21 protein-coding genes and 1 pseudogene are annotated in these 26,286 nt (G+C 71.0%); 13 read left to right on the plus strand and 9 right to left on the minus strand.

Annotation, left to right across the window (positions count from 1 at the left end):
• Positions 1–1,305, plus strand: a 1,305-nt coding sequence (locus KBI5_RS17000; RefSeq protein WP_133057064.1) for a HAMP domain-containing sensor histidine kinase, incomplete at its 5' end; no start/stop codon positions are given.
• Here KBI5_RS17000 and KBI5_RS17005 read toward each other — a convergent pair.
• A complete protein-coding gene (locus KBI5_RS17005) occupies positions 1,263–1,712 on the minus strand; it encodes a VOC family protein (RefSeq protein ID WP_043591155.1) in 450 nt (149 codons plus the stop codon). The genes KBI5_RS17000 and KBI5_RS17005 overlap by 43 nt on opposite strands.
• A 188-nt stretch (positions 1,713–1,900) precedes the next feature.
• On the opposite strand from KBI5_RS17005, the gene KBI5_RS17010 reads away from it, so the two are divergent.
• The 3 genes from KBI5_RS17010 to KBI5_RS17020 all read left to right on the plus strand — a co-directional run bounded on the left by KBI5_RS17010 (position 1,901) and on the right by KBI5_RS17020 (position 5,287).
• Positions 1,901–2,536, plus strand: a complete 636-nt coding sequence (locus KBI5_RS17010; protein ID WP_011436810.1) for a TetR family transcriptional regulator — start codon at positions 1,901–1,903, stop codon at positions 2,534–2,536.
• 119 nt (positions 2,537–2,655) lie between these two features.
• Positions 2,656–4,827, plus strand: a complete 2,172-nt coding sequence (locus KBI5_RS17015) for an ATP-binding protein (RefSeq protein ID WP_241882981.1) — start codon at positions 2,656–2,658, stop codon at positions 4,825–4,827.
• 67 nt (positions 4,828–4,894) lie between these two features.
• The gene (locus KBI5_RS17020; RefSeq protein ID WP_011436808.1) at positions 4,895–5,287 is read left to right on the plus strand and encodes a DUF2237 domain-containing protein; all 393 of its coding nucleotides are present in this window, start codon (positions 4,895–4,897) and stop codon (positions 5,285–5,287) included.
• Between the two features lie 47 nt (positions 5,288–5,334).
• Here the strand turns inward: KBI5_RS17020 and KBI5_RS17025 are convergent, their stop codons facing one another.
• The gene (locus tag KBI5_RS17025; protein ID WP_085015805.1) at positions 5,335–6,270 is read right to left on the minus strand and encodes a sulfotransferase; all 936 of its coding nucleotides are present in this window, start codon (positions 6,268–6,270) and stop codon (positions 5,335–5,337) included.
• Positions 6,271–6,464: 194 nt separating this feature from the next.
• Between KBI5_RS17025 and KBI5_RS17030 the strand changes: the two genes are divergently transcribed.
• Positions 6,465–7,391, plus strand: a complete 927-nt coding sequence (locus KBI5_RS17030; RefSeq protein WP_085015806.1) for a hypothetical protein — start codon at positions 6,465–6,467, stop codon at positions 7,389–7,391.
• A 159-nt stretch (positions 7,392–7,550) separates the two neighbouring features.
• On the opposite strand, the gene KBI5_RS17035 is transcribed toward KBI5_RS17030, so the two are convergent.
• Positions 7,551–8,060 carry an ester cyclase gene (locus tag KBI5_RS17035; protein WP_023840289.1) on the minus strand — a complete coding sequence of 170 codons (510 nt, stop codon included), beginning with the start codon at positions 8,058–8,060 and terminating at the stop codon, positions 7,551–7,553.
• Between the two features lie 354 nt (positions 8,061–8,414).
• Between KBI5_RS17035 and KBI5_RS17040 the strand changes: the two genes are divergently transcribed.
• The gene (locus tag KBI5_RS17040) at positions 8,415–9,611 is read left to right on the plus strand and encodes an XdhC/CoxI family protein (protein ID WP_085015813.1); all 1,197 of its coding nucleotides are present in this window, start codon (positions 8,415–8,417) and stop codon (positions 9,609–9,611) included.
• Positions 9,612–9,830: 219 nt separating this feature from the next.
• The gene (locus tag KBI5_RS17045; protein WP_085015814.1) at positions 9,831–10,877 is read left to right on the plus strand and encodes an LLM class F420-dependent oxidoreductase; all 1,047 of its coding nucleotides are present in this window, start codon (positions 9,831–9,833) and stop codon (positions 10,875–10,877) included.
• Between the two features lie 195 nt (positions 10,878–11,072).
• On the opposite strand, the gene KBI5_RS17050 is transcribed toward KBI5_RS17045, so the two are convergent.
• Entirely contained in the window at positions 11,073–13,130 is a 2,058-nt protein-coding gene (locus tag KBI5_RS17050) for a glycosyltransferase family 39 protein (protein WP_085015807.1), read from the minus strand.
• A gap of 204 nt (positions 13,131–13,334) precedes the next feature.
• Here KBI5_RS17050 and KBI5_RS17055 point away from each other — a divergent pair, with 204 nt between their 5' ends.
• Positions 13,335–14,699, plus strand: coding sequence for a hypothetical protein (locus tag KBI5_RS17055; protein WP_085015808.1), 1,365 nt, complete (start codon positions 13,335–13,337; stop codon positions 14,697–14,699).
• Between the two features lie 197 nt (positions 14,700–14,896).
• Positions 14,897–16,174 (plus strand): DMT family transporter, encoded by a 1,278-nt coding sequence (locus KBI5_RS17060; RefSeq protein WP_198537764.1) that lies wholly within the window; start codon positions 14,897–14,899, stop codon positions 16,172–16,174.
• On the opposite strand, the gene KBI5_RS17065 is transcribed toward KBI5_RS17060, so the two are convergent.
• From KBI5_RS17065 to KBI5_RS17080, 4 genes and pseudogenes are all read right to left on the minus strand, one after another.
• Entirely contained in the window at positions 16,162–16,818 is a 657-nt protein-coding gene (locus KBI5_RS17065) for a ceramidase domain-containing protein (protein WP_023840293.1), read from the minus strand. The genes KBI5_RS17060 and KBI5_RS17065 overlap by 13 nt on opposite strands.
• Positions 16,757–17,560, minus strand: a complete 804-nt coding sequence (locus KBI5_RS27995; protein WP_116289944.1) for an MFS transporter — start codon at positions 17,558–17,560, stop codon at positions 16,757–16,759. Before KBI5_RS27995 ends, KBI5_RS17065 begins: the two co-directional genes overlap by 62 nt.
• 125 nt (positions 17,561–17,685) lie before the next feature.
• Positions 17,686–17,763, minus strand: a pseudogene (locus tag KBI5_RS28000) (IS6 family transposase); the annotation flags it as partial.
• 182 nt (positions 17,764–17,945) lie between these two features.
• On the minus strand, positions 17,946–19,220 hold the full coding sequence (locus tag KBI5_RS17080) for a hypothetical protein (protein ID WP_085015816.1): 1,275 nt from the start codon (positions 19,218–19,220) through the stop codon (positions 17,946–17,948).
• 212 nt (positions 19,221–19,432) lie between these two features.
• Between KBI5_RS17080 and KBI5_RS17085 the strand changes: the two genes are divergently transcribed.
• The 3 genes from KBI5_RS17085 (at position 19,433) to KBI5_RS17095 (ending at position 22,785) form a co-directional block, all read left to right on the plus strand.
• Positions 19,433–20,107, plus strand: coding sequence for a response regulator transcription factor (locus tag KBI5_RS17085; RefSeq protein ID WP_011436782.1), 675 nt, complete (start codon positions 19,433–19,435; stop codon positions 20,105–20,107).
• Complete coding sequence (locus KBI5_RS17090) at positions 20,100–21,485, plus strand: HAMP domain-containing sensor histidine kinase (RefSeq protein ID WP_011436781.1); 1,386 nt, start codon at positions 20,100–20,102, stop codon at positions 21,483–21,485. Before KBI5_RS17085 ends, KBI5_RS17090 begins: the two co-directional genes overlap by 8 nt.
• 415 nt (positions 21,486–21,900) lie before the next feature.
• On the plus strand, positions 21,901–22,785 hold the full coding sequence (locus tag KBI5_RS17095; protein WP_085015810.1) for a ZIP family metal transporter: 885 nt from the start codon (positions 21,901–21,903) through the stop codon (positions 22,783–22,785).
• Here the strand turns inward: KBI5_RS17095 and KBI5_RS17100 are convergent.
• Positions 22,713–23,279, minus strand: coding sequence for a Tn3 family transposase (locus KBI5_RS17100; RefSeq protein ID WP_116289945.1), 567 nt, complete (start codon positions 23,277–23,279; stop codon positions 22,713–22,715). The genes KBI5_RS17095 and KBI5_RS17100 overlap by 73 nt on opposite strands.
• An 87-nt stretch (positions 23,280–23,366) precedes the next feature.
• Between KBI5_RS17100 and KBI5_RS17105 the strand changes: the two genes are divergently transcribed.
• On the plus strand, positions 23,367–25,814 hold the full coding sequence (locus tag KBI5_RS17105; RefSeq protein ID WP_085015811.1) for a Tn3 family transposase: 2,448 nt from the start codon (positions 23,367–23,369) through the stop codon (positions 25,812–25,814).
• Positions 25,815–26,286: the final 472 nt, after the last annotated feature.

The raw sequence follows: 26,286 nt of genomic DNA on the forward strand, positions 1-26,286 counted from the left end.
CCGACCCTGGTCACCCGGGAAGTGCGGGCCGGCACCGGGATCAGGCCGACCGGAGATGTCCGCGTCCTGGCCGTGGCGGTGCACACGGGCCGGGCCACCATGATCGCGGTCGTCGGCACGCCGACGCACCTCACCGACAGGGCCGAGGACCGGGTCCGCAACGTGATGGTGGTGGCGACGGCTCCGACGATCGCGCTGGCCGGCCTCGCCGCCTGGCTGCTCTCGGGGGCGGCGCTGCGGCCGGTGGAGCGGATGCGCCGGCAGGCGGCCGCCATGGCGGCCGCGGAGGTGGTCGCCGCCGGTCCGGTCGCCGCCGGTGGCGGCGACCCGGTCACCGCCGGCAGGAACGGCGAGCTGGCGGTGCCCGCGACCCATGACGAGATCGCCGCTCTGGCCAGAACGATGAACGACCTGCTCCGCCGGCTGAACGCGGCCCGTGCCCGGGACCGTGCCTTCGTCGCCGACGCCGGCCACGAGCTGCGGACGCCCCTGACCGTGCTCAAGGCCGAGCTGGAGCTCGCCGCCCGTCCCGGTCGCACGCGCGAGGAGCTGATCGAGGCGATCGTCAACGTCTCGGACGAGACCGACCGGCTCATCCGGCTGGCCGAGTCGTTGCTCACGCTCGCCCGGATGGACGGTGGTCTCGTCGGACAGGGGCGGGTCGCGCTCGACGAGGTACTCACCCGCTCCGCCCGGGCAGCGACGGGCTTTCTCCAGGCGCGCGGGCTACGACTCCGGCTTGGCGTCGCCGACGCGCAGCGGCCGCTGGAGGTCCTCGGCGACGGGGACATGCTCCGGCGGGCGGTCGACAACCTGCTTGCCAACGCCGCGCGTCACGCACCCGCGGGCAGCGTCGTCGAGCTGCGGGGATGCCGCACACCGCGGCGGGTCGTCGGGCCGTGGGTGGGTGTGGACGGGCCGGGCGAGGTCGTCATCGTGCAGATCCGCGACCGCGGCCCCGGGTTCCCTCCCGAGTTCCTGCCGTACGTGTTCGAACGGTTCCGTCGCGCGGACACCGCCCGCACCCGGGACCACGGCGGTGCCGGGCTGGGTCTCGCGATCGTCGCCGCGATCATCAGTGCACACGGCGGCACCGTCGAGGCGGCCAACTGTCCGGACGGCGGCGCGGTCGTCACCGTCACCCTGCCTGCGACCGCCTGGCCTCCCGGTCCGCCGTCGGCGAGCCTGGCCTCCCGGTCCGCCGCCGGCGAGGGTGCACCGGGTCGTCCGGGTGAGCCCCGCCGTCCCGACGGGCCCGCGCGTCAGCCGTCGGCGAGGGATCTCCGGTCCCGGCGCAGGGGATGATCGGGCGGGATCTCCACGACCACGATCGGGACGCCGTCCGGATCCTCGATCCACATCTCGTCGAGTCCCCACGGCTCACGCCGCGGCTCCCGGGTGATGACGACACCCGCCGCGTTCAACCGGGCGTGTTCGGCTGCCAGGTCACGCACCTGCAGCCAGAGCCGCGCCGTCCTCACTGGTTCCCGGCCCGTGCCCACTGGTTCCCGGCCCGTGCCCACCGGCCGTGCCGGCCGCTGCGAGTGCCCGGACACCTCCAACAGGCCCTGGCCGAGGAAGAACACCAGCCCGGGTTCCTCCGGCGGCCCGAACTCGCGGTAGACCGCCAGCCCGAGGGTCTCGCGGTAGAAGTGATGACTGCGCTGCGGATCCGTGGGCCGGAGCAGGATGCGGCTACTGAGAACCTCCATCCGGCGAGTCTGCCCCGCCTGCGGACCGCCGTCGTCACCCGCGAGGTGCTGCGGGAGGCCGAGAGCGACCCGCGGCGGCGCCCCTTCGTCCACGTCGCGTAGCGTCCCGTTGTTCCCGTTGTTCCCGGGCCCGGCGGCCGGTGCCGTCCGTCCCGGCGGGGCGGATCAGCCCTTGCTAGATTGATCGAATGTGCGAGCCCGCCGGCCGGCGTGAGCGCAAGAAGCGGCGCACCCACGACGCGCTGTCCGCGGCGGCCATCGCGCTGTTCCTCGACCGCGGCTTCGGTGCGGTGTCGGTGGCGGAGGTCGCAGCGGCGGCCGGGGTGTCGAAGCCGACGCTGTTCACCTACTTCACGAGCAAGGAGGACCTGGTCCTGCACCGGATCCTCGACCATCGTGGGGAGTTCGCCCGGGTGGTGGCGCAGCGCCCGGCGGGCAGTTCGCCGCTGGCCGCCATCGAGGAACATCTCGCCGCCGGGCTCGAGCGCCGGGAGCCGGTCACCGGTCTGAACGACGACCGCGAGGTGCTCGCCTACCACGGCATGGTCTTCTCCACCCCGAGTCTGCTCGGCAGGCTGGCCCAGCACACCGGGCAGGATGAGGATGCCCTCGCCGCCGCGCTGGCCGCGGCGGTGCCGGCGGCCGGCGAGCTCGCGGCCCGGCTGGCTGCCGCGCAGATCATCGCCGTCCGGCGGGTGCTGGCCCGGGAGAACTGGGCCCGGCTGGGGGAGGGACGGTCCGCCGCGCAGGTGTTCCCGGACGCGCTTGCCGCCGCGCATCAGGCGTTCCGCGCCCTGCGGCGTGCCCTCCCCGACTACGCCTGAGTGCCTGCCATGTCCTGACTGTTCCTTCATGATCGCGGGTTGCGGCGGGGAGTGCCGCCTTCGTCCGAATAGTATTCCTTACCGAGTTAAGAAAGGGGTGCTCGGTGATGATTGACGGCATGAACGCCGAACCGGATGCGGATCCGGTCGACCTGGCCGTCGATGTGGCTGTCGATGTGGCCGGACCGGACGCGGAGCTGGCCGCGGAACGCGAGCACCTCCGGCGCAGCCGGCGGGCGCTGGCGGGGATGCGGGCCGAGGTCGAGGGAACGGAGATTGCCGCGGGCGACGCGGTCGTGGACAAGGTGACGAACGCCTACCTGAAGCTGGCGAAGCAACGGCGGCTCGCCAGCTTCACCGAGCAGGAGCATTCGACGCCGCTGTTCTTCGGCCGGGTCGACTACGGGCCCGACGCGCCCCGGGTCCCCGGCCAGCGCTTCTACCTCGGGCGGCGGCACGTGCGCGAGGCTGCCGGGGACGATCCGCTGGTCGTCGACTGGCGCACCGAGGTCGCCCGGCCGTTCTACCGGGCGCATCCGGGCGACCCGATGGGGCTCACGGTCCGACGCAGGTTCGGCTACGACGGGGCGGAGCTCACCGCGTTCGAGGACGAACCGCTCATCCCCCGCCGCTCGGGGGCGGGGACGGCGGCGGGAGAGCCGGCGGCGGCGGGAGAGCCGGCGGGGGAGGCGACCGGGCCGGCCGGCGACCTGCTGGACCGGGAGATCGAACGGCCCCGCACCGGGCCGATGCGCGACATCATTGCGACGATCCAACCCGAGCAGGACGAGATCGTCCGGGCGGATCTCGCCGTGAGCGTGTGCGTCCAGGGCGCCCCGGGGACGGGAAAGACCGCCGTGGGGCTGCACCGGGCCGCCTATCTGCTCTACGCCCACCGTGAGCAGCTGCGGCGCTGCGGGGTACTCGTCGTCGGCCCCAACCGCGCCTTCCTCGGCTACATCGCCGCGGTGCTGCCCTCCCTCGGGGAGTTCACGGTGCGGCACAGCACCCTCGACGACGTGGTGGGCGCGGTCGCCGTGCGCGGCACGGACCCCGACGACGTGGCCGCGCTCAAGGGCGACGCCCGGATGGCGACGGTGATCCGTCGGGCGTTGCACGGGGCGATCCGCCCGCCCACCCGGCCGGTCTCCGTGGACACCCGGGTCGGCCGGTGGACGGTCGGCGCCGACGAGTTCGTGGACCTGGCCGCCGACCTGATCGCGCAGCTGGGCGCGGGCGCGTTGCGCTACGGTACCGCCCGGGCACGCCTGGCCGGCCGGATCGCCGAGTCTGTCCGTCGCCGGGCCGAGGCGAGCGGACACTTCTTCACCGACGGGGCGCTGCGCACCCTCGCCCGCGGCCGGGCCGTCCGCGAGGCCGTCGAGGCGGTCTGGCCGCGGGCCGACGCGCCGGGCCTGGTGCACCGCCTGCTCACCGACCCGGCGTTCCTGGCGTCGGCGGCCGACGGGGTGCTCACCGACGACGAACAGCGCCTGCTGCTGACCGGCGCACCGCGGGGCGGGGTCCGGACGGCGCGCTGGTCGCTCGCCGACGCGTTCTGCGTCGATGAGGCCCGGGACCTCATCGAGAGCGGACCGGGCTTCGGGCACGTGATCATCGACGAGGCGCAGGACCTCTCCGCGATGCAGTGCCGCGCGCTCGGCCGCCGCTGCGCGGACGGCTCCGCCACCGTCCTCGGGGACATCGCCCAGGGCACCACCAGCTGGGCCGCGACCTCGTGGCCGACGTTGCTGGCCCATCTCGGCAAACCCACGGCGCACCTGGAGGTGCTGACCCGCGGTTACCGGGTGCCCGCGGAGATCCTCGACTTCGCGAACCGGCTCCTGCGCCACATCGCCCCGGATCTGCGTCCGGCGACCTCGGCGCGGACCACGCGCGGCGCGCTGACGACGGCCCCAACCACCCCGCAGGGGCTCACCGCCGCGGTGGTCGACCACACCCGCCGGACCCTGCCGCACCCCGGCTCGCTGGCGATCATCGTCGCCGACCGGGAGGTGGCGGCACTCGCGGCGGCGCTGGACGCCGCGCGGCTGCCGATGCCGATCGTCCCGCTCGACGGGGACACCCCACCCGGGCGGGCCTGCCTCGTGCCCGCCTCGCTCGCCAAGGGACTGGAGTTCGACCATGTCATCGTGGTGGAACCCGCCGCGATCGTGGCGGGTGAGGCGTGGCTGTTGCAGGGGTTGCGCCGGCTCTATGTCGTCCTCACCCGCGCCGTGAGCGCCCTCACCGTCGTGCAMGCCGACGCGCTGCCCGCACAGCTGCGGTGAGCGACCTCGCGGGCCCGATCCGGGTGGTTGCCGTGTCGCCACCGGACGAGTGGGAGAAACTGTCGATGTGGCAGATGAACGGAACGTTCTCGGTGGGGAACTGGAGCCCTGCGGCACCGATCCGGTGACCGGCTTCTACCGCGACGGGTGCTGCAGCACCGGTCCGGAGGATCTCGGTAGCCATACCGTGTGCGCGGTGGTCACCACCGAGTTCCTACGGCACCAGCGGCAGGTCGGCAACGACCTGTCGACGCCCCGACCCGAGTACTCCTTCCCCGGCCTGCGCCCGGGTGACCGCTGGTGCGTGGTCGCGGTACGGTGGCTGCAGGCCTATGAGGCGGGGGCCGCCGCGCCTGTCGTGCTGGCCTCGACGCACGAACGCGCCCTGGAGGTCATCCCGCTGGAGGCGCTGCGCGCCCACGCCGTTGACGTGCCCGCCGACCCACGATCACTCGGCTGACCTCGGCCGGCCCCGCCGGTCGCCGGCCCTGTCAGTCGATGATCTCGTCAGTCGATGATCTCGGGTTCGAGGCCCACGGTGAGCCAGTCGACGTAGGACAGGCCGGTGATCTCTTCGAGGCGGGCGATGTCGTCGACGAAGTACGGCAGCACGGCGCGGTGCTGCTCGGCGGTGAGCTTCGGGCGTCCGCCCTTCTGCCGCTGCAACGCGGTGAGCAGCGGACCGCGGAAGGTCCTGCGCGCGGGAACCGGGAAGTGGTGCCCGATCCGCCCGCCGGTGCGTAGCGCCGCGCGCAGCACGCTGTTCACGGGGGTGTCCGCGACGAACGGCGTGACGTTCTCGGCGGGCAYCAGGTCCACCAGACCCGTCTCGACGCCGAGGAACTCGCAGACCCGGTCCAGCGTGGCGGCGGGGGAGTCGCGCAGGTCCCGGTAGCGCAGCAGCAGGACCTGGTCGCGGGAGAACAGGGTGAACAGATGGCTGAGCTGCTCCCCGTACAGGCCGAGGGAGACGTAGTGCCAGAACTGGGCCCAGCCGGCGTCCCGGCGCTCACGCTCCAGAGCACAGGCCCGGACGAAGTCACGTTCCGACTCCAGCCCCGCCGCCCACAGATGGGTCCAGTTCGAATGTGCGCGGTCGACCGGGTTGCGCAGCATGACGATGATCCGCGCCTTCGGCAGGAGCCGCCTGATCCGGTTCTGGGCGTYCAGGTCGTAGAGGTAGAACGGAGTGACCTCGCCCTTGAGCGTCCCCGCCGGAGCGGCATCGAACAGCGCTTCGTAGTCGGCCCGCCGCCACACGTGCTCCTGGTACGTCTGGGCGTCACCGGGGCCGCCCCGGGCCGGCGGCGGCCCCTGCGACAGGAAGAACTTCGGCTCCTTCACCGACGGGAGGAACAGCGCCGGGTGTCGGACGAGTGCCGCGTGCAGCGCCGTCGTTCCGGCTTTCGGCACGCCGATCACGAGGAAGTCGGGAAGGGCCATATGACGGGCGCTCCTGGACGACTGGGGTCGGTAAGCGACTGGGGTCGGTAAGCGACTGGGGTCGGTGGGCGGCCCCGGGGTACGTACCTCGCATACTCCAGTAATCCGACCGGGGACCTCAAGATAGTAGCGGTCAGGGCAGGACGGCGTGAACGGAACGTTCGTCATCCTTACCCGGCCGGTAGGGTTGCCGCGTGGTAGTGAGCAAACAGCACTTGGCGGCGACGGCCGTACCGCTCCCCGGGCTGAGGCCCGCCGTGACCGTGGTCGCGCCGCCCGGTGACGGCCCGGGGTACTGGGCCGGCGCGCCGTGCGCCATCGCGGTGGGCGGCGTATTTTACCTGGCCTATCGGCTGCGCCGTCCCGTTGGGATCGGCCGGGGCTTCGGCGTCGTCATCGCCCGCTCCACCGACGGGGAGAACTTCACCGAGATCGCCGTCGTGCCCCGGGACCCGTTCGGAGCCGAGAGCCTGGAGCGGCCCGCTCTGGTGGTGACCCCGCAGGGATCATGGCGGCTCTATGTGAGCTGCGCGGCTGCGGGCAGCCCGCACTGGTGGGTGGACCTGCTGGAGGCCGACGACCCCGCGGCGTTCGACCCGGCCCGCCGCCGTACCGTCCTGCCCGGCGATCCGGCCAGCCTCGCCGTCAAGGACCCGGTCGTGGTCCATTACGACGGGCAGTGGCATCTGTGGGCCTCCTGCCATCTGCTCGACGACCCGCTGGCGACGGACCGGATGGACAGCCGCCACGCCACGAGCCCGGACGGCGTGACCTGGACCTGGACTGGAACGGCGCTGGCGCCCCGCCCCGGCTGCTGGGACGCCCGCGGCGTGCGGATCAGTTCCGTGCTCACGGGCGGCTCCCAGCCGGTCGCCCTGTACGACGGTCGGGCCACCGCGGCGGAGAACTGGGCGGAACGCACCGGTCTCGCCGTCGGGGTGACCGTCGACCGGTTCCACGCGGTCGGCACCGCGCCGGTCGCGGTCTGTCCGGACGGGGACGGCGCCCTGCGCTACGTCAGCGTGGTCGAGCTCCCGGACGGCGGCCGGCGGCTGTACTACGAGGCCTCCCGGTCGGACGGCAGCCACGAGCTGCGCACGGAGCTGCATCCGGCCCCCTGAGCCGCCCCCGGTGCCCTGAACGCCGCCGTTTTGCCTGGTTGGCGGCATCCTGGCGGGGATGCTGCCGGTTTTAGGGAGGGGTCGCGTTTGAGGGGCCGGGTTCAGGGAGAGGTGTGGCGGCGCTCGCGACGAGGGCGTGCCCTGCCCGCGGATTTTGGGTCAGGCGATGGCCGCTCGGATGGGTTCGCGGTCGGTCAGGCCCACGCCGCCGCGCGGAGCGTCGGTCTCTCCCTTCATCTGACGGAAGATCGAGTCGTTGTCCCAGTACGCGCGCTCGGCAATGATTTTGCCCGGTTCCTGGCCGCTGAAGATGTAGAGCACAACGCCTTCGAAACGAACCGGACGACCCCGAGGGGCAATGCCGGCGAACTCGCCCTGATGTGTCCCTACCAGGGTCACCTCTCGCCAGGAGTAACCGGGGAGGTCGTATTCTCCGGTAACAGTGATGATGAAGTCCGGTAGGGCAAGGGCGAGCATTTCGTAGAAGTCCTGCACACCGCGGATGCCTTCGTAGCGGGCGTTCATCGGGACGACGTCGTAGAAGGCACGCTCGTCGCGCAGGAAGGTGTCGTAGACCTTCTCCCAATCCTTGGCGTTCTCCTGGCGGATGTGCTCCTCGATGGTCGCGCGCTGCCAGGAGATACGTTCCTCGGTAGCAATAGTGGTCATGGTCTCGGTTTCCTGGTCCTTCTCGTAGAAGGAGAATTCGTTGCGGATTCATCGTACGACAGGTCTGGACGCGGAACAGTTCGGCTCTTCGAATTACGGTGGATGTCGTAATTAGGCGGACACGCGTGGCGGGACGGCTTGGGTTGCGGGATGCAGCCAGCAGGGCCGGGTGGATCGGGACACGGCGTTGCGGCGTCCGCCATGCTGGAGCGGAACGTGCCGCCCGCACCGGTGATGATCGCGACTGTCAGGTCCCTGTGCGGCCCTTGCCGGCTTCTATCGTGACGGGTGACGCCAGGGCTCGGGGGCGCGCGTGCCCGCGGGTTCGCCCGGTCGGCGGGGGAGGTGGGGGTGGTGCGCGAGATCGCCGGCACCCTGCGCCGGTGGCGGGCGGCGGGCACCGCGTTCGCGGTGGCCACGGTCGTCGATGTCCGGGGCAGCGCGCCGCGCCAGCCGGGCGCGGCGATGGCTGTGGCTGCCGATGGCGAGGTCGTCGGCAGTGTGTCCGGCGGCTGCGTGGAGGGCGCCGTGTACGAGGCGGCCGCCGAGGTGGTCCGCACGGGGACGCCGGCCTTCGAGACCTATGGGATCCGCGATGACGACGTGGCCGCCGTCGGACTTACCTGCGGCGGCGTCATCGATCTGGTTGTTACGCCGCACCTGCCGCACCTGCCGGACGTGTCAGATCTGTCGCCCCCGCCGGGTCAGTCGGACCCGGGGCCATTGCCGCTCGACGCGGTCCTTGCGGCGATCGCCGCCGACGAGCCGGTGGCGCTGCTGACCGTGGTCGGTGGCGAGCGGCTGGGCAGCCAGGTCGCGGTGTGGCCGGAGCGGACCGCCGGTTCGTTCGGTTCGTCCGGGTGCGAGGTGACCGGGTGCGAGGTGACCGCGGTCGACGACGCCCGTGGCATGCTCGCGGCCGGGCTCAGCGGCCTGCGTCACTACGGTCTCCACGGGCAGGGGGGTCTCCACGGGCAGGGGCGACTCGACGCGGTACCGGTGTTCGTCTGTTCGTTCGCGCCGCCGCCGCGGATGCTGGTCTTCGGGGCGATCGACTACGCCGCCGCGGTGGTCCGCATCGGGCGTTTCCTCGGTTACCGGGTGACGGTGTGCGACGCGCGGCCGGTCTTCGCCACTCCTCGCCGTTTCCCCGACGCCCACGAGGTGGTATGCGAGCGACCGGCGGCGTTCCTCGCCCGCACCGAGGTCGACGCGCGCACGGTGATCTGCGTCCTCACCCACGACCCCAGATTCGACCTCCCGGTGCTGCGCGCGGCGCTGCGCTCCCCGGCCGGATACGTCGGGGCGATGGGGTCGCGGCGCACCCACGCCGACCGGCTGCGCAGGCTGCGCGAGGACGGGGTGAGCGAGTCCGACCTGGCCCGGCTGCGCTCACCCATCGGACTGGATCTGGGTGCGCGCACGCCCGAGGAGACGGCCGTCTCCATCGCCGCGGAAATCATCCAGAACCGGTGGGGCGGGAGTGGCCGCCCGTTGCGAGCCACCCGCGGCCGCATCCACGCCGAATCCGGTGATCGCCGAATCCGGTGATCCCGGCGGTGCCGCGGACGGACGCCCGAGGACAGCAAGATAATCAACGGTGTTGACGAGCATCCACACCCAAGATCATAAAAAGCAAGATCATAAAAGAACAAAACAACGCTCCCAGCCCCGGTCGGTGGTGCCTGAGTCGCGGCCGGAGTCAAACTCGGGGGTGAGACGCCAGGGTCGAAGGGGCCGTGGCGGGAGCCGGCCGGAGGAGTGGCGTACGTGCGTATCGCGATGTCGCTGGGGTACAGCGGAGGTTTCGAGGAGACCGTCTCGGGGCTCGCCGACTACGAGAAGGCCGGGCTCCAGGTCGTCCAGGTCGCCGAGGCCTACAGCTTCGACGCGGTCAGCCAGCTGGGGTTCCTCGCCGCCCGGACCTCACGCGTCGAGATCGCCTCGGGGATCATGCAGCTCTACACGCGCACCCCGAGCCTCATCGCGATGACCGCCGCGGGCCTCGACTTCGTCTCGCGCGGGCGGTTCACCCTCGGGATCGGCGCGTCGGGGCCGCAGGTCATCGAGGGTTTCCACGGCGTCCCCTACGATGCCCCGCTGGGCCGGACCCGCGAGACCATCGAGATCTGCCGGAAGGTCTGGCGCCGGGAGGTCCTCGAGTACCACGGCCATCACTACGACATCCCGCTCACCGCGGGGCGGGGGACCGGCCTCGGCAAGCCCTTGAAGATCATTAATCGACCGGTGCGGGACCGGATCCCGATCGTGCTGGCCGCGCTCGGTCCGAAGAACGTCGAGCTCGCCGCCGAGCTCGCCGAGGGTTGGATGCCCGCCTTCTACCTGCCGGACAGCGCGGACGAGGTGTGGGGCGAGGCGGTGCGGGCCGGTACGGCCAAGCGGGACCCGGCGCTCGGCACCCTGGACGTCTGGGCCGGGGCGTCCCTGGCCGTCGGCGACGACGTCACCGCGCTGCGCGACACCGACCGGCCGCAGCTCGCGCTGTACATGGGGGGCATGGGCGCGCGGGGCCGCAACTTCTACAACGACCTGGCTCACCGCTACGGCTACGCCGCGGAGGCGAAGCTCGTCCAGGACCTCTACCTCGCGGGTCGTAAGGAGGAAGCCGCCGCCGCGGTGCCGGCCGGCCTGCTGGAGAGGCTCTCCCTGATCGGGCCGCGCGGCTGGGTGGCCGAACGGCTCGCCGTGTTCGCGGAGTCCGGGGTCACGACGCTCGCCGTCAATCCGGTGGMGCCGACGCACCTGGAGCGGGTGCGTCTCATCGAGCAGATCCGCGAGCTCGCCGACGGCCTGTGAGGTGCCGACGGCCCGCGGCGACCCGTGCGGGGCGGCGAGCCGCGACGGCCCCGGCGGAACCGCCCTGCCCCTGATGCTGCCCTGCCCCTTGTGCCCTCCTCGACTTGTGCCCTCCTCGACTTGTGCCCTCCTCGACTTGTGCCCTCCTCGACTTGTGCCCTCCTCGACTTGTGCCGTCCTCGGCACATCGTGTGATCAGCTCATGCCGGACGTGGTGAGGTCGTAGACCGTCTGCCCGCCGACCGTGGTGGCGGTGAAATGCGCCGCCACCCAGGCGGCGATCTCGTTGCCAGAGGTGGAGTTCCGCCCCCCGCCCATCCCGGTCCCGCCGGCAACGAAGTAGTGGATCTTGCCTTCGCTGACCCACTGCTCGAACTGCGCCAGCGTCGGTGCCGGGTCGCTGCCGTCCCATCCGCCGATCGCGATGACCGCCTTACCGCTGCTGAGCTCCAGCTCGGCGGCGGTGGTCGCACCGCTGGTGGTGGCGGCAGCCCAGGTCGTGGTGCTCGTCCTGAGCAGCGCGACCAGAGCCGTGCTCCCCGTGCCCCTTGCCACCGGCGAGTCGCTGGAGGAAGCGGAGGAACCGCTGGACGAGYCGCTGGACGAGCTCGGTGGGGTTCCACCCGGAGCGCCGGAGGGCAGGCCGCCGCCCGCCGCGGCCCCGCCCGGCCCACCCCCGGCGCCGCCGGCCGTGGCGGCCACCGCGGGACCGGAGATCGGGATGGAGCCGCTGTGCGGGTTCGCCGCGGTGGCAAGCGCATAGGCCGAGGTGCCTGCCGAGGCGCTGATCACGGTCGCTGCCGCGAGCACGGCGGTGATCCTGGTGAGCCGGGCGGCACCGGCCACCAGCGCGACGGCCACCAGCACGCTCGCCGGGAGGATGATCCAGCGCAGCACGGGCAGCCAGGAGGCCACCCGGTCCAGCAGGACGAAGCCCCACAGCCCGGTCACCGCGATCATCGCGGCCAGGGTGGCGCGGTGCGAGATCCGCGCCCGTCCACGCCAGCACACGGTTCCACCGGACGCGACGAGCGCGGCGACGGCGGGGGCGAGGGCGACCGTGTAGTAGGGGTGGGTGATGCCGCTCATGAAGCTGAACACCAACCCGCTGACCAGCAGCCAACCGCCCCAGAGCACGAGCGCAGCCCGGGTCGGGTCGGTGCGCGGCGTCCGCCGGGTGAACCACAGGCCGGCCACGAGAACGATCAGCGCGGCGGGCAGCAGCCAGGAGATCTCCGCCCCCATGCTCGCCCCGAACAGCCGGGTGATGCCGGTGGCGCCACCGAAACCGRTAGTCATACCCCCACCCCCGCCACCGCTGGCGCCACCACCGGCGGAGCCACCGAAGATGCGGCCGAGGCCGTTGTAGCCGATCGCGAGCTCCAGCAGGCTGTTGTTGGTGGAGCCGCCGATGTAGGGGCGTGACGAGGCCGGCCACAGCTCGACCAGGGCGAGGTACCAGCCGGCCGAGACGACGATCGCGGCCACGGCGCCGGCGAGGTGCGCGAGCCGTCGGCGCAGACCGGTCGGCGCGGCCGTCAGGTACACCAGGCTGAGGGCCGGGACGACCAGGAACGCCTGCGCCATCTTGGTGAGGAAGCCGAAGCCCACGCAGGTGCCGGCCAGCAGCAGCCACCGCAGGCTCGCCCGTTCGGTGGCCCGGACCGTGCAGTAGGCGGCGGCGAMGAGCAGCAGCACCAGCAGCGCGTCCGGGTTGTTGAACCGGAACATCAGCACCGCGACCGGGGTCAGCGCGAAGGCGGCGCCGGCGAGCAGGCCAGCGGCGGCACCGGAGGTCCGGCGCACCGTGGCATACAGCAGCCCCACCGCGGCGACGCCCTCCAGCGCCTGCGGTGCCAGCACGGTCCAGCTCGAGAACCCGAAGGCCCGGGCGAACAGACCGGAGACCCACAGCGAGGCCGGCGGTTTATCGACCGTGATGGCGTTGCCGGAGTCCAGCGAGCCGAACAGCAGCGCCTTCCAGCTGTGCGTGGCCGCCTGGGTGGCGGCGGCGTAGAAGCCGTTGCCGTAGCCGGACGCGCTGAGGTCCCACAGGTAGAGGACCGCAGTCGCCGCCAGCAGGGCCAGCAGCGACGGCCGGATCCACGCGGGGTCGCCGGCCGGGCCGCGTACCAGGCGGCCGATCCGGCCGCGGGGCCGGGAAGGCGGGGGCGGACCGGATGGGTGGCCCGCGGGATGCCGCACGGGCACGTCCGCGTCGGGTGCGTTCACGAGGGGGGAAACGATGGTCATCTCGAAGGCCGTCTCGGGACCGGGAAGTACGTCATGGGTAGACGATCGGTCCGGCGGCTTCGCGGATCCTGTGCCCTTACTGTGTGAATCCTGTGCGCTACGCGGATCCTGTGCCTTTACTGTGCGGGCCCCGTGCCCTGTGTTGTGCCTGTCCGGGTGCGGCATGCGCCGAGATGACTCTTACGTCACGGTAGAGTTGTCGGCGTGAGCGGATCGCGGTGGGCGTATCCTGACGGCCCCGCCGTCACCGACGGTCTGACCATCGGTGCCACGCGTGAGCATATCGCGGCGGCTCCAGCGGCGGATCTACCGGCGGCCGATCCGTACCCGTCCCGGTCCCGCGGCCGGATCAACGCGCTGTGGACGATCGTCGACCAGGTCGTGTCCAGTGGCACCAACGCGGCGATCAACTTCATCATCGCCCGCCGGGTCGACCCGACCGAGTTCGGTGCGTTCGCGATTGCCTACACGATCTTCGCGATCRTCGTCGGCCTGTCGCGCGCCGCTGCCACGGCGCCCCTGGGGATCAGCTATGCTGCCGCCGCCCCAGCCGCGTTCCGCACCGCCGCTCGCGCCGCGTCCGGCCTGGCCCTGGTACTCGGTGCCGTCGTGGGCGCCGGCCTGATGGCGGTCGGTGGCGTCCTCAAGGGCGTGGTCGGGACGAACCTGATCGCGATGGGTGTGGTCATGCCGGCCCTGCTGGTGCAGGATGCCTGGCGCTACACGTCGTTCGCCCAGGGACGTCCCCTCCGCGCCGTCGTCAACGATCTCGTCTGGGCTGCCGGGATGGGCGTGGGCATCGTCCTGCTGGCCATCGGCGGGCCGGATGCGGCCGGCGGCGCGCCGGTGATGGTCCTCGTCTGGGGTGCCGCCGCGGCGCTGGCCGTGCTGGTCGGCATCGGGCAGCATCGGGTCTGGCCCGCCCCGCGGCGGGCGCTCGCCTGGTTCACTGGTCACCGCGAGACGACCGGCTTCATGACCGCCGAGTTCGTGACGGTCCAGGGGGCGCAGCAGACGTCGACTCTGATCATCGCCGCGGTCGGCTCGCCGGCGCTCGTCGGTGCTCTGCGCGGTCTGCAGACCCTGCTCGCCCCCACGACGAACCTGGCCGTCGCGTTGATGAGCTTCGCGATCCCCGAGTTCGCCCGCCGCAGGGGTGCCCCGGCCCGTCGGATCATCCGCGCCGCCTACGTCGTGTCCGCGCTGGTAGTCGCCTCCAGCGTGCTGTGGACCCTCATCTTCCTGATCCTCCCCGACGATTTCGGGACGGCCCTGCTGGGCGATACCTGGAGCCAGACCCATGAACTCCTTCTCCTCGCGATGATCGCGCAGGCCGGGCCGGCGCTGGCGGTGGGACCGGCCGCCGTGCTCTACGCCTTCGGCCGGACCAGACTCACCTTCTGGATCAATCTTTTCTTCACGCCCTTCCTGCTCGCCGGCCCGGTCACGGGCCTTCTCCTCGGCGGAGCCAAAGGGGTGATCATCGGTAACATCATTGTGTTCTGGGCGACGATCCCGCCCTGGATTTACCAGCTCCACAAGCAGGCCCATGCCGTCGACCGTGGGTGACCTCCCCGCCCGCGCGGATTCCCGAGCCCGGGCGTGGTACCCGGCGGCGGACGAAGGTGGGGGCCCGGCCGGGGTCATTTCCCTGATCTTGGATCTGGCAGGCATGATGAGCGGGATCTGAACGGCCGGACCGCACCGGGCCGGGCGTGTGAGGCCCTGACCTTCCCCGGGAAGGTACATCGCGGGATCGAGGGGGRGTGGCGACCTATCTGCTCGGCCTTGGTTCCGCGGTGTGTTTCGCGGTGGCCGCGGTGATCCAGCAGCGGGTTGCCTTCCGGGCGCCGCCCGATGACGTCCTGCGGCTGCGGCTGCTGCTGTGGTTGGTGCGGCGACCGTGGTGGGATGTCGGGGTCGCCGTCGCGGTGATCGGCAGTGTGCTGGCCGCGGCGGCGCTGAGCCGGGGCGCGGTGGCCCTCGTCGAATCCCTGCAGATCTGCCAGCTACTGTTCGCCCTGCCGCTCGCCGCCCTGCTGGCGCAGCGGGCGGTGCCGCGCCGCGACTGGGCGGCGGCCGCGGCGACGGCCAGTGGCCTCGTGCTCTTCCTGATCGCCGGAGATCCGCATCCGGGCGATCCGGGGGCCGTCTCGACGTTCGGCTGGGTCCTCGCCGGCGCGGTGGTCGGCGGGCTGGTGTGCGGTGCGGTGTGGGGGACGCGGCGGCTCGCCGCCGCCCGGCGGGCCCCGATGCTGGCCACGGCCGTGGGCCTGCTGTCCGCGACGCAGGCCGCCCTGACCAGCAGCATCGGTCACCTGCTGACCACCCGCGGGATCGATGCGGTCCTGGTGTCCTGGCAGCCCTGGTCGGTCGTGGCCACGGCGATCGTCGGTGCGTTGCTGCTGCAGAGCRCCTACGAGATGGCCCCGCTGCCGGCGTCGCTGCCCGCCGCGGTGAGCAGCGAGCCGCTGGCCGGGGTGGTGATCGGGGTGGCCCTKCTGGGCGGCGACCTGCGGCTGGCGCCCCTCGCGTTGGTCGGTGAGGTGCTCGGCCTGGCCGTGATGGTCACGGGTGTCCGTACGCTGGCGACGTCTCCGCTGATCACCGGGCAGATGTCGCGGCTGGTGGCGAGGCAGGCCCAGGGGCGGCTGTCCCGGCTGGAGGAACAGGTGCACCATGACCTGGAACGGCTGCGCGCCGACCTGCGCCGCAGCCGGCGGGCCGGCGTCCCGGGGCCGGCGTTGCGACGCGCGCGTCGCCGGCTGCGCCGGGACCTCGACCGCATCGGCGCGGAGCTGGCGAGCCTCGTGGACGAACGGCACCGGTTCGACGATCGGATGCGGCCGGTCGCCGGGCAGGTGGGCTCGAACGGGTCCCGATCGGGGGAGYGGGGCCTGCTGGGGGACGACGCCGTGCCGGAAAGGGAACTGCTCGCCGCGCGACGTGCTCTCGACACCCGGGCGGACGAGCTTCGCCGGCGGGCGGATCGACTGCGCGGTGAGGCCGGTGCCGTCCTGGCTCAGAGGAATCATGCGCGATAGTCAGTCGACCGGGACCTGCCCGCGGGCGTGGCCGGGAGCCGAGTATCACCAGCCTCGGCGAGTGAGTGCCAGCGGCGCGCGAGGGCGCGGCCGACCACGAAGATCAGCAGCTCGGTGAGCAGGTGCCAGATGAAGTGCGTGCCGATCGGGAAGGACCCGCAGGCCTCCTCGTCGATCGTGCGGGCGAGCAGGCCTGCCGCGAACACCCCGGCGGCCGTCGCGAAGTCCCGCCAGTACCTGGACCGGTCCTCATGGTGTGACCCGTACAGTGCCACGGTCAGCCCGATCATGAGCAGCAACACCGGCACGTACGGTGCGGAACGGTTGGGGATCTGGCTGCCGAGGAGGGCGATGAACGCGGCGGTCACACAGGCGAACCCGGCCACGCCGGCCAGGCACCACGTCCAAGGCAGCCGGTAGAACCAACGCAGGAAACTTCCGACATAGATGAACACGAACAGGCCGATGGGCGCGATGTCCAGAACCTGGGCCCACCTGGTCGCCAGCGTGTGGAACGCGAAGCTGCCGACCCCGATCAGCACCGCGAGCGGCGGCATGAACGCGACGCTGGCCGGCACGCCGCTATGGCGCCGCAGGAGGCGCCATAGCGCGAACGCCGCGGTGAGATACGCGAGGTTGCTCACCGCGTCGAACTGCCGGACCGCGTTGTACGCCCCGGCCCCGGCGCCTGCTGCCGGACCGCGTTGTACGCCCCGGCCCCGGCGCCTGCCTGGTGCGGCGGCAGGTTGTGGGCGGCGCGGCCGCGGCGAGCGTTGGCCAGATGGCGGCGTTGGCTGTCCCGACCAGCCCGGCGCCCACCAGAAACACGGCGACCGGCGAGTCCGGCGTCATGAACATCGCGAAAATCATCAGCGTGACCGCGAACAGCGCGAAACCCGCCGAGGGGATCACCCGCGGATGGATCAGGTCCCCGAAGATCCCAATGATCGGCACGCACACCATCGCGAGGATCGCCATCGGCGCGACCACGAGCCCGGCGTCCGCGCCGGACATCGCGCGCACCGATTCCAGATAGAAGTACAGCGGCACCAGCACCGCCGGGACGGCCGCGCCAGCCGCGGCGACGGCGACGTTCGAGAGCGCGAAGTTGCGGTCCCGGAAGATGCCCAGCGGCAGCAGCGGCTCACCGCCGGCGCCGCGGGTCTGCGGATGCGGACCCGGGAAGGCATGAAGATCGACAAGGCCAAGGGCCGGCTCCGCGGCAAGAAACCGAAGCTCAACGCCCGGGCTGACGCTGTTGGCCGCGTCGGCGGCGGCGTGTTGCTCCTGCCGGTGTTTACCGCACTGTTCGGGCTGCGCTTCGCGGTGCCCGTGCTGACGCTGACCCAGTTGTCCAGCAACGGCAGCCGGGCCTGGTTCAATCACCGGGAGCTGCGCTGGCCGCTGATCGGCTGGTTCGCACTCGGCGCGGTCCCCCTAGCTAGGCAATCCCGTCCCTACCGGGCCCCGTTGCCCCACCCCCCGGGAACACGCCCACAGGCGCCGCCCTGGACAATCACCTTCGGCGGGAACCGGAACCCGGCGAATTCTGACGTCGGAACCGGTRGACGGACACGACGTCGACGCATCACTCGAGCATGACTGATCGGTCGCCGAGATGGCGAGCTTCGCCGACGCAACAGTGCCAACCAGCTGGGTCCTTGAGGCCGACAGGACCCGCCTACGCCGCGCACTCGCCGAGGCGGCTGCCGTGCCTCTCCCACAGAGGCGCGGCAGCCGGCTTGATGACCATCCACCGTCCGGTGACTCGTCAGCCGCCCAAAGACGTGGACAGCGCGGTCAACGCCTGCTTCTCGCTGGCGGGGTCAGGGTGGGATGCCCGCACTGCGCTGAGGGCGTCGTCGATCCGACCGTCGAGGAACGTCCAGGCGTTGCTGTCCATGGGCTTGAGCGTGGACTCATCATCGTCCCAGGTCGTCTCGAGACCCTTGATCCGGGCCTTGGCACCGCTCTGGTCGCCCGTGTTCACCTTGGTGAGCGTGTCGTCGACGATCGCCTTGAGGCTGGCGATATCGGCCGCTGGGAAGTGAGCGACTGCCTGGGCGGGGGTGAGCTGGATGGTGTTGGAGGCCGATCCGCCCTCCTCCGCCGCGATCGGAGAGGTGTGCGGGGTCTGCGCGGTGTGGTGGAGCAGAAGCCCGGCCGCGAGTGYGGCCACGGCGTAGAGGCTGAGGGCGAGTCGCTCTCGGCCGGGGCCCGCGCCGTGGACGCCGGTGTCCGGCGCCTCCGACTCGGGGATGACGTCCGCCTTCGACCAGGTGAGGTAGAGGACGGTGGCCCCGATGGCGACGAGGAAGATCACACTGGTGAGAGCGGTGCCCAGGCCCAGTCCCTGCTCGGATTTCGGGGTTGCGAACCAGTCGCCGATGTTGGCGCCCAGCGGCCGGGTGAGGATATAGGCCAACCAGAAGGCGAGCACCGGCTGCCCGCCGAACCGCCAGGCGACGACGACGATCGCGATGAGGGCGGCCGGGAGCAGGACCGCCTTGCCCGGGCCCCAGCCGCTGAGTTCGAGGGTCCAGTCGCCGGCGGCGGTACCGAGCGCGAAGGTCACCAGGACCGCGAGCCAGTAGAACGCCTCGCGGGGCGTCGAGGTGATGCTGTGGATCGACAGGGTGCGCTCACGCGCGTACCAGACGCCGAAGACGACCGCCAGGAGGAGAGCGAAGATCGTGGTGCTCACCTTCAGCGGAACGCCCTGGCTGTCCGTGAGGATGTCGGTGTAGAGCGTGCCGGTGATACTCACGACCACGACGGTGAGCCAGTAGGCCAACGGCACGTATCGGCGCAGCCGCATCTGCACATAGAGCACCGCGGCCAGGACAGCGGTGAACAGGAGCGCCGTCCTGGTGAGGCCGACGCCGAGCGTCATGTTGATCCAGTCGGCGAAGCTCTCGCCGACGGTGGTACAGAGGATCTTGATTACCCAGAACCAGATCGTGATCTCGGGGACCTTGTTCAGCATCTCGCCCTCCCGGGAGGAGGGTCGGCTGACGGTCAGTTCGGTGGTCATGTGTGGCAGCATCGCGAAGAGATCCTGCAATCAACCTGTACGAGTGTCGGCCCGAGCGTCTGGGTCACGAGCAGGCGTCGCCGCGACGCGGAGAACACCTCGGCTCGGCGCCCGCCGCCGAGTCTGCGCCGCGAAGCGCCGACTGGCCGTCAAGGTTGCGTGCAGGTTCTGCTCGTCATCATGCGGACCGGACATGAAGGGTCGCAGTACTGACGGAGGAAGCGATGATCACGATCGGGGTCTGCGAGGACCAGGAGTCCATCCGGACCATCCTTGTCCGAGGGCTGCGTCAGGCTGGCTACGAGGTGGTCGTCGCCCACGATGGCCGCGAGGCGCTCCGCCAGTTCAGCCCGGACAACAACGTCGGCGTGATCATCATGGACATCGGCCTGCCGGACGCTGACGGCCGCGATGTCGTCCAGGCGCTCAAGTCAGTCGGGCAGCGCGCTCCCGTCCTCTTCCTGACCGCGCTCGGTGCGACGCACGACCATCTTGCCGGTTTCGCCGCCGGCGCGGACGACTATGTCACCAAGCCGTTCGACCTGCGGGTGCTTCTGGCACGCCTCGAGGTTCTGGCGCGCCGTGGACCTGCCAGCGCCATCAGCGCGGGCGGGCTTGTCCTCGACCCGGTCACGCACTCGGCCCGCACCGCGGCGGGACAGGTACGCCTCACCCCCACCGAGTTCCGGATGCTGGCGGCGATCACCGCTCGGCCGCACGAGGTGGTGCGCAGAAGAAGTGTCATCGCCGCTGCCTGGCCCGACGGAGCGATCGTCAGCGACAACACCGTCGACTCCTTCATCCGCCGTCTGCGGAGCAAACTCGAGTCGATCGACTCGCCGACGGGAATCGAGACGATTCGAGCCGTCGGATTCACGATGACGCGGAAGGATGGCTAGGCGAACGGTGGCGAACTGGGCTTCCCGGGTCGTGACCTGGCGCCTGCGGTGGCGGGACCGACTGAGTCTGCGGGCACAGCTCGTCACGATCACGGCCCTCCTCGCCAGCGCCGTCGCCGCCGGTCTGGTGATCGTTGTCCAGATCTCCCTCGCCGGCGCCGCGCGCAGCACCACGGACAGGGTGCTGAACGATCACGTCAAGGCCCTGGTGGCCAGCATCAGTGCGGCGTCACCCGACGGGGCCCTCCACGTGCCCCGATCCCAGCTCAACCCGGGCGTCGCGGTCTACGACACCTCGGGGTCACGGGTCGCCGGAACCATTCCGCCCTCCATGCAGGAGGAGTACAAGGAACTTTCCACAACGGACAGGCAGCGCATCGTCGAAGGCGGCGAACCCTTCGCCATCATGGCCCTGCCCTTCACGACCTCATCGAAGCTGCAGGGGGTGGTGATCCTCGCCGAGCCCCTGGCTCCCTACGAGCGGAACGAGCAGGCAGCGATGGTGGTCTCCATCATCGCCGGGGCGCTGCTCGTCCTCATGGCCGCCGGCTCGGCGGCGTGGATCAGCAGGCGGGTGCTGAGCCCGGTGGAGCAGATGGCACGCACGGCCGCCGAGTGGAGCGAGCACGACCTCGAGCGCCGGTTCGCACTCGGAGCCCCGACCAACGAGATCCGGGCTCTCGGCAGCACCCTGGACGGRCTGCTGGACAAGGTCGCCTCCGTCATCAGGGCCGAGCAGCGTCTCACCTCGGAGCTCGCCCACGAGCTTCGGACGCCGTTGACCACCATCCACGGAGCCGCCGACCTGCTCGCGCTGCGCACCGATCTGGACGACCAGGCGCGCGAGGACGTCGCACTCATCAAGAACTCCAGCGCGTCGATGTCCAACACGATCAGTGCGCTGCTGGACCTTGCCCGCCGCCACCGCCAGGCGCTTCACAGCGACCGCACGCAGCTGGACGACCTGGCGGTCAAGCTCAAAGGCCTGCCTTTGCCCCGCGGCCACGTGAACGTCGACCTGTCCCCGGCGCTTTCGATCAACGTTCCCGAGGTACTCGCCATCCGCGCGCTCGCCCCGATCCTGAACAACGCACTCCAGGTCTCGGACCGCGCCTGGGTCAGTGCGCGGGCCGACGGCCGAAACGTGACCCTACTCGTGGCCGACAGCGGCCCCGGGGTGCCCGACCAGTGGGTGGAGACGTTGTTCGAACCCGGCTGGAGCGGGAACGGGGGCTCCGGCCTCGGACTCTCGCTCGCGAAACGGGTGGCGCGCAGCGGCGGAGGCGACGTCTCGCTCGTCGAACAGTACAACCAGTACGGCGGCGCCACCTTCGCCGTCATGTTCCCCGGCGGCCGCGCCGCCCGCACCCAGCACTAGCTCGTCGCGGCCGGCGGTTCGGGCAAACTGCTTCAGCTCGCAAGCCCCGGCCGCTCGAGCCCGCGCGGCCAGCCGTGGCGGGCGCCGGTCGGGTCGCCCGCGAAGATCCGACCTCGAACACGCCTCAGCTCTCAGCCCGCCCTGGATCAGGCCCCTACGGCTGGAAGACGGCTCGGATGCTTGGTCTTGAACAGCTCATAGCCGTGGAGGGTGTACGGCCGGGCCGGTCTCGGCCCACTTCGCCCATGAACTCGTGCCAGATGACGTCGCCGGCCTCGCCGGATCGGCGTGCGCCGGGGCACGTCCGGGTGCTGCTTCCCGCGGCAAGCGCGGCTTGCGATCGCATGCTTGTGTCGTAGCTGAGGTTAACCTAAGCTTCGGCTCCATCGGTGGGGGACACGACGACGGGGCTGATGTGAGCGAGACACGGACACTGATTCTCGGGTTAGTCGCGGGCGTGACGATCCTGCTCGGTCTTCCGCTGGGCCGGCTGCGCCGGCCGATGCCGGCCGTGAGCCAGTTTCTCAACGCGACAGCGGTCGGTATCCTGATCTTCCTGGTGTGGGACGTGYTCGCGCACGCCTGGGAGCCTCTCGACGCCGCGCTGGGCAAGGTGCATGACCACACGGGCGGCCTCGCGCCAGTCTTCGGGTACGGAGCGTTGTTTCTGGGCGGCCTTTCCATCGGGCTCCTGGGCCTGCTCGGCTACGAACGTGCGCTCGCGCGCCGTTCTCACCGGCCACAGCCCGTCGATGCGGCCGGGCGGCCGCGTCGCGTCGGGCCGGGTGCCATGGCGGCCGACGAGCTCACCGCACGCACACCGCCGGTCGAGTCAGGCCATTCCCCGGCCCGCCGGCTCGCGATGACCATCGCCGTGGGCATCGGCCTGCACAACTTCGGTGAGGGGTTGGCCATCGGCGGCAGCGCCGGCCGGGGTGAGATCGCCCTGGCCACCCTCCTCGTGATCGGCTTCGCGCTACACAACGCAACCGAAGGTTTCGGGATCGTCGCGCCGCTCGCCGCCGAGACCGACCGGCCCGGCTGGGGCTTCCTGCTGCTGTGTGGGCTCATCGGAGGCGGTCCCACCGTGGCGGGCACTGCCATCGGCCGGCAGTTCACCAGCGACCCGCTGAGCGTGATCTTCCTGTCGCTGGCGGCGGGTTCGATCCTCTACGTCGTCGTGCAGCTCATCGGGGTGGCGTCGCGCCTCGGCCGCAAGGACCTGCTCTACGTCGGGATCCTGGCTGGGCTTACCGCCGGGTTCCTCACCGACGCCGTCGTCACCGCAGGCGGTGCCTGACCCGTCGGCCCGTTGACGGGGTAGCCCTCGGCGCACAGCTTGTCCAACGCCGCGTCCAGGTAGACCGTGTTCCATAACGTGATGCAGTTGATGACCAGGCCGAGCGCGCCGAGCTGGTCTTCCATGCCGGCGTGGTACGGCTCGCGTAGTTCCCCGCGCCGGCCGTGGAAGACGTGCTTAGCCAGGCCGTGGCGGCCTTCCTGCAGGTTGCGCATCCGTTTGATAGCTCGCCGGTAGGACTCGGCGTCGACGTAGGCCAGCACGTGCAGGGTCTTGAAGATCCTGCGGTACATCAGGTCGATGGCATGCAGCGAGTCCCGCGGCGTGCCCGACAGCACCATTCCGGCCACCTCCACGCCCTRGTCGTTGACCATGGTGAGGTAGGTGGCGCCCTTACGCCGGCCGAAGTACTTCGGGTTCGGCCGGGCGTGGATCGAGCGGACCGGCACGACGAACCGGGTGCCGTCGACCGCGGCGACCAGGCCCCGCCCCACGCCTGCGCGGTGGCGATGTCGGCCTGCCCGGCGATCAGCGGGGCGTTCGCGGCGGCGTGCGTCTCGGCCCGTACGTAGTTCTGGTAGATGTGGCTGATCCGCGCCCTGGTCGCGGTCGATGTCCCGGACGACGACACCGGTCAGGATTCGGCACTGGCATTGATCAAGTCGGTGCCGGGCAACGTCAGCCTGGACTCGATGCTGACCGAGATCCGTAAGCTGCGTGCGGTCCGCGCGGTCGACCTGCCCGACGGTCTGTTCGCCGATGTCGCCCCGCGGGTGGTCGCGGCGTGGCGGACCCGGGCCGCGGTGGAGTCCCCGTCGCACCTGCGTGACCATCCCGACCCGCTGATGCTGACATTGCTCGCGGCGCTGCTGCACCACCGGCACGGGGAGATCACTGACACGCTGGTGGAGTTGCTGATCTCGACGGTGCACCGGATCGGCGCGCGGGCGGACCGGAAGGTCACCGAGGAGCTGATCAACGCGTTCAAGCGGGTGACCGGCAAGGAGAACATCCTGTTCGCGATCGCTGAGGCCTCGCTCAGCAGTCCGGACGAGCCGGTCCGTGAGGTGGTGTTCCCGGCGGTCGCGGGTGGGGAGCAGACGCTGCGGGAGCTGGTGGCCGAGTTCAAGACGAAGGGGCCGGTGTACCGGCGCACCGTGCGGACCACGCTGAAGGCGTCGTACTCGAACCACTACCGGCGCGGGCTGATCGCGCTGCTCGACGTGTTGGAGTTCCGGTCGAACAACGAMACCCACCGGCCGGTCCTCGACGCCCTCGACCTGATCCGCCGATACGCCGACACCCGGCTGACGTACCTCCCCGCCGGCGAGACGGTCCCGACGCACAAGGGGCTGCTGGGCGACTGGAACGAGCTGGTGTTCACCGACCGGGCCAAAGGCCCGAAGCGGGTCGTCCGCGGCGTCTACGAGATCTGCACCTTCCAGGCCCTGCGCGACAGCCTGCGCTGCAAGGAGATCTGGGTCGTCGGCGCGGAGAAGTGGCGCAACCCCGATGAAGACCTGCCAGCCGACTTCGAGGCCCAGCGCGCCACGCACTACGCCGCCCTGCGTAAGCCGCTGGACCCGACCGCCTTCATCGACCAGCTACGTGAGGAGATGCGGACCGAACTCGCGGCGCTCGACACCGCGCTGCCGAAGCTGCCCTGGCTGGAGATCGCCGAGCGGGGCAGGAACGGCCCGATCCGGCTGACCGACCTCGACGCCGCACCCGAACCGCGCAACCTGCGCCGCCTCAAGGCCGAGGTGCGGACCCGGTGGGGCACCGTCCCCCTGATCGACATGCTCAAGGAGGCGGTCCTGCGCACCGGCTGCCTCGCGACCGCGACCACCATGGCCGGCCGTGGCGACCTGGCCCCCGAGGTGCTCGCCGAACGGCTGATGCTCGCGATCTACGCCTACGGCACCAACACCGGCATCCGCGCGGTCGCCGGCAACGCGCAGAACGGCCACAGCGAGGACGACCTCCGCTACGTGCGCCGCCGGTATCTGACCACCGAGCTCGCCCGCACGGTCGCCGTCGAGATCGCCAACGCCACCTTCGCCGCCCGGGCACAGCAGGTCTGGGGCTCCGGCTCCACCGCGGTGGCCAGCGACTCGACGCACTTCGGCGCGTTCGACCAGAACATCTTCACCGAGTGGCACTCCCGCTACGGCGGCCGCGGCGTGCTGATCTACTGGCACGTCGAACGTAAAAGCATGGCGATCCACTCCCAGCTGCTCACCTGTTCGGCGTCCGAGGTCGCGGCGATGGTCGAGGGCGCGATCCGGCACGGCACGGCGATGGAGGTCGAGGGCACCTACGTCGACTCCCACGGCCAGTCCGAGATCGGCTTCGGGATCACCCGTCTGCTCGGCTTCGACCTGCTCCCGCGCATCAAGCGGATCAACAAGGTTCGGCTCTACCGGCCGGCTGCTGGCGAACCGGACGCCTACCCGCGGCTCGGCCCGGCGCTGACCCGGCCGATCCGCTGGGACGTCGTCGCCGAACAGTACGACCAGATGATCAAATACGCCACCGCGATCCGGACCGGCACCGCCTCCGCCGAGGCGATCCTGCGCCGCTTCAACCGCACCAACGCGATCCACCCCACCTACCAGGCCATGATCGAAGTCGGGCGGGCCCAGCGGACCCTGTTCGTCGCCCGCTACCTACGCGACCGGGACCTGCAACGCGAGATCGGCGAAGGCCTCAACGTCGTCGAGTCCTGGAACCGCGCCAACAGCGTCATCTTCTTCGGCAAGGGCGGCGACATCGCCACCAACCGCCGCGACGAACAGGAACTCTCCGTCCTCTGCCTACGGGTCCTGCAGGCCGCCCTGGTCTACGTCAACACGCTCATGCTCCAGGACGTCCTCGCCGACGACGCCTGGGCCGAGCAGCTCACCGACGCCGACCGGCGCGGCCTGACCCCGTTATTCTGGACGCACGTCGCCCCGTACGGCGAGGTGAAACTCGACATGACCAGCCGCCTGACACTCAGCGTGTCCGCCGCGGCGCCGCTGGTGTAGACCCGAACAGCCTGGCATGCCTCGGGTCGGGGGGAAGAGACTGAGACATGCCGGGTCCGGCTGGTAACCGCATCCCTCGCCAGGAGAGTTCAACGACGCTCGTCACGTGCCATACGCGTCGCGTGTGAGGGTGGATAGTGCCGCTCGTAGATCGGCGTGAAGCTGGTTGTGTGCCGCGCTAATCGCGTGTTCCTTCTTCGTCCGCTCCGCGCCATATAGGTAAACGGGGCYGACCCGGAGACTCTCCTCCTCCCACCTGTAACGTGCGTGTACATGGCYGTGGAGATGCGGCCAGAGGTTCCCCAGCACTTCGTAGTTGATCCGCAGAAAGTCTTCGTCCCGAGCCGCGCATACCTGCGAGACGGCCTCGCCGAGAACTCGACTTTCGCGGTTTTCTTGATCTCCAATTTTATGGTTGACGTCGCGTGAGACGTGTTCTATGCGTGTTTGGTGTGCTGGTTCGTGGTGGGGT

It is taken from the genome of Frankia sp. KB5, from assembly GCF_002099325.1.
Taxonomy (GTDB): Bacteria; Actinomycetota; Actinomycetes; order Frankiales; family Frankiaceae; genus Frankia; species Frankia casuarinae.

What these genes read in the sequence shown, in the direction of transcription:
- KBI5_RS17085 (WP_011436782.1), top strand. Translation starts at nt 19,433, where the DNA reads ATGATCACGATCGGGGTCTGCGAGGACCAGGAGTCCATCCGGACCATC.
- KBI5_RS17035 (WP_023840289.1), bottom strand. Translation starts at nt 8,060, where the DNA reads ATGACCACTATTGCTACCGAGGAACGTATCTCCTGGCAGCGCGCGACC.
- KBI5_RS17010 (WP_011436810.1), top strand. Translation starts at nt 1,901, where the DNA reads ATGTGCGAGCCCGCCGGCCGGCGTGAGCGCAAGAAGCGGCGCACCCAC.
- KBI5_RS17005 (WP_043591155.1), bottom strand. Translation starts at nt 1,712, where the DNA reads ATGGAGGTTCTCAGTAGCCGCATCCTGCTCCGGCCCACGGATCCGCAG.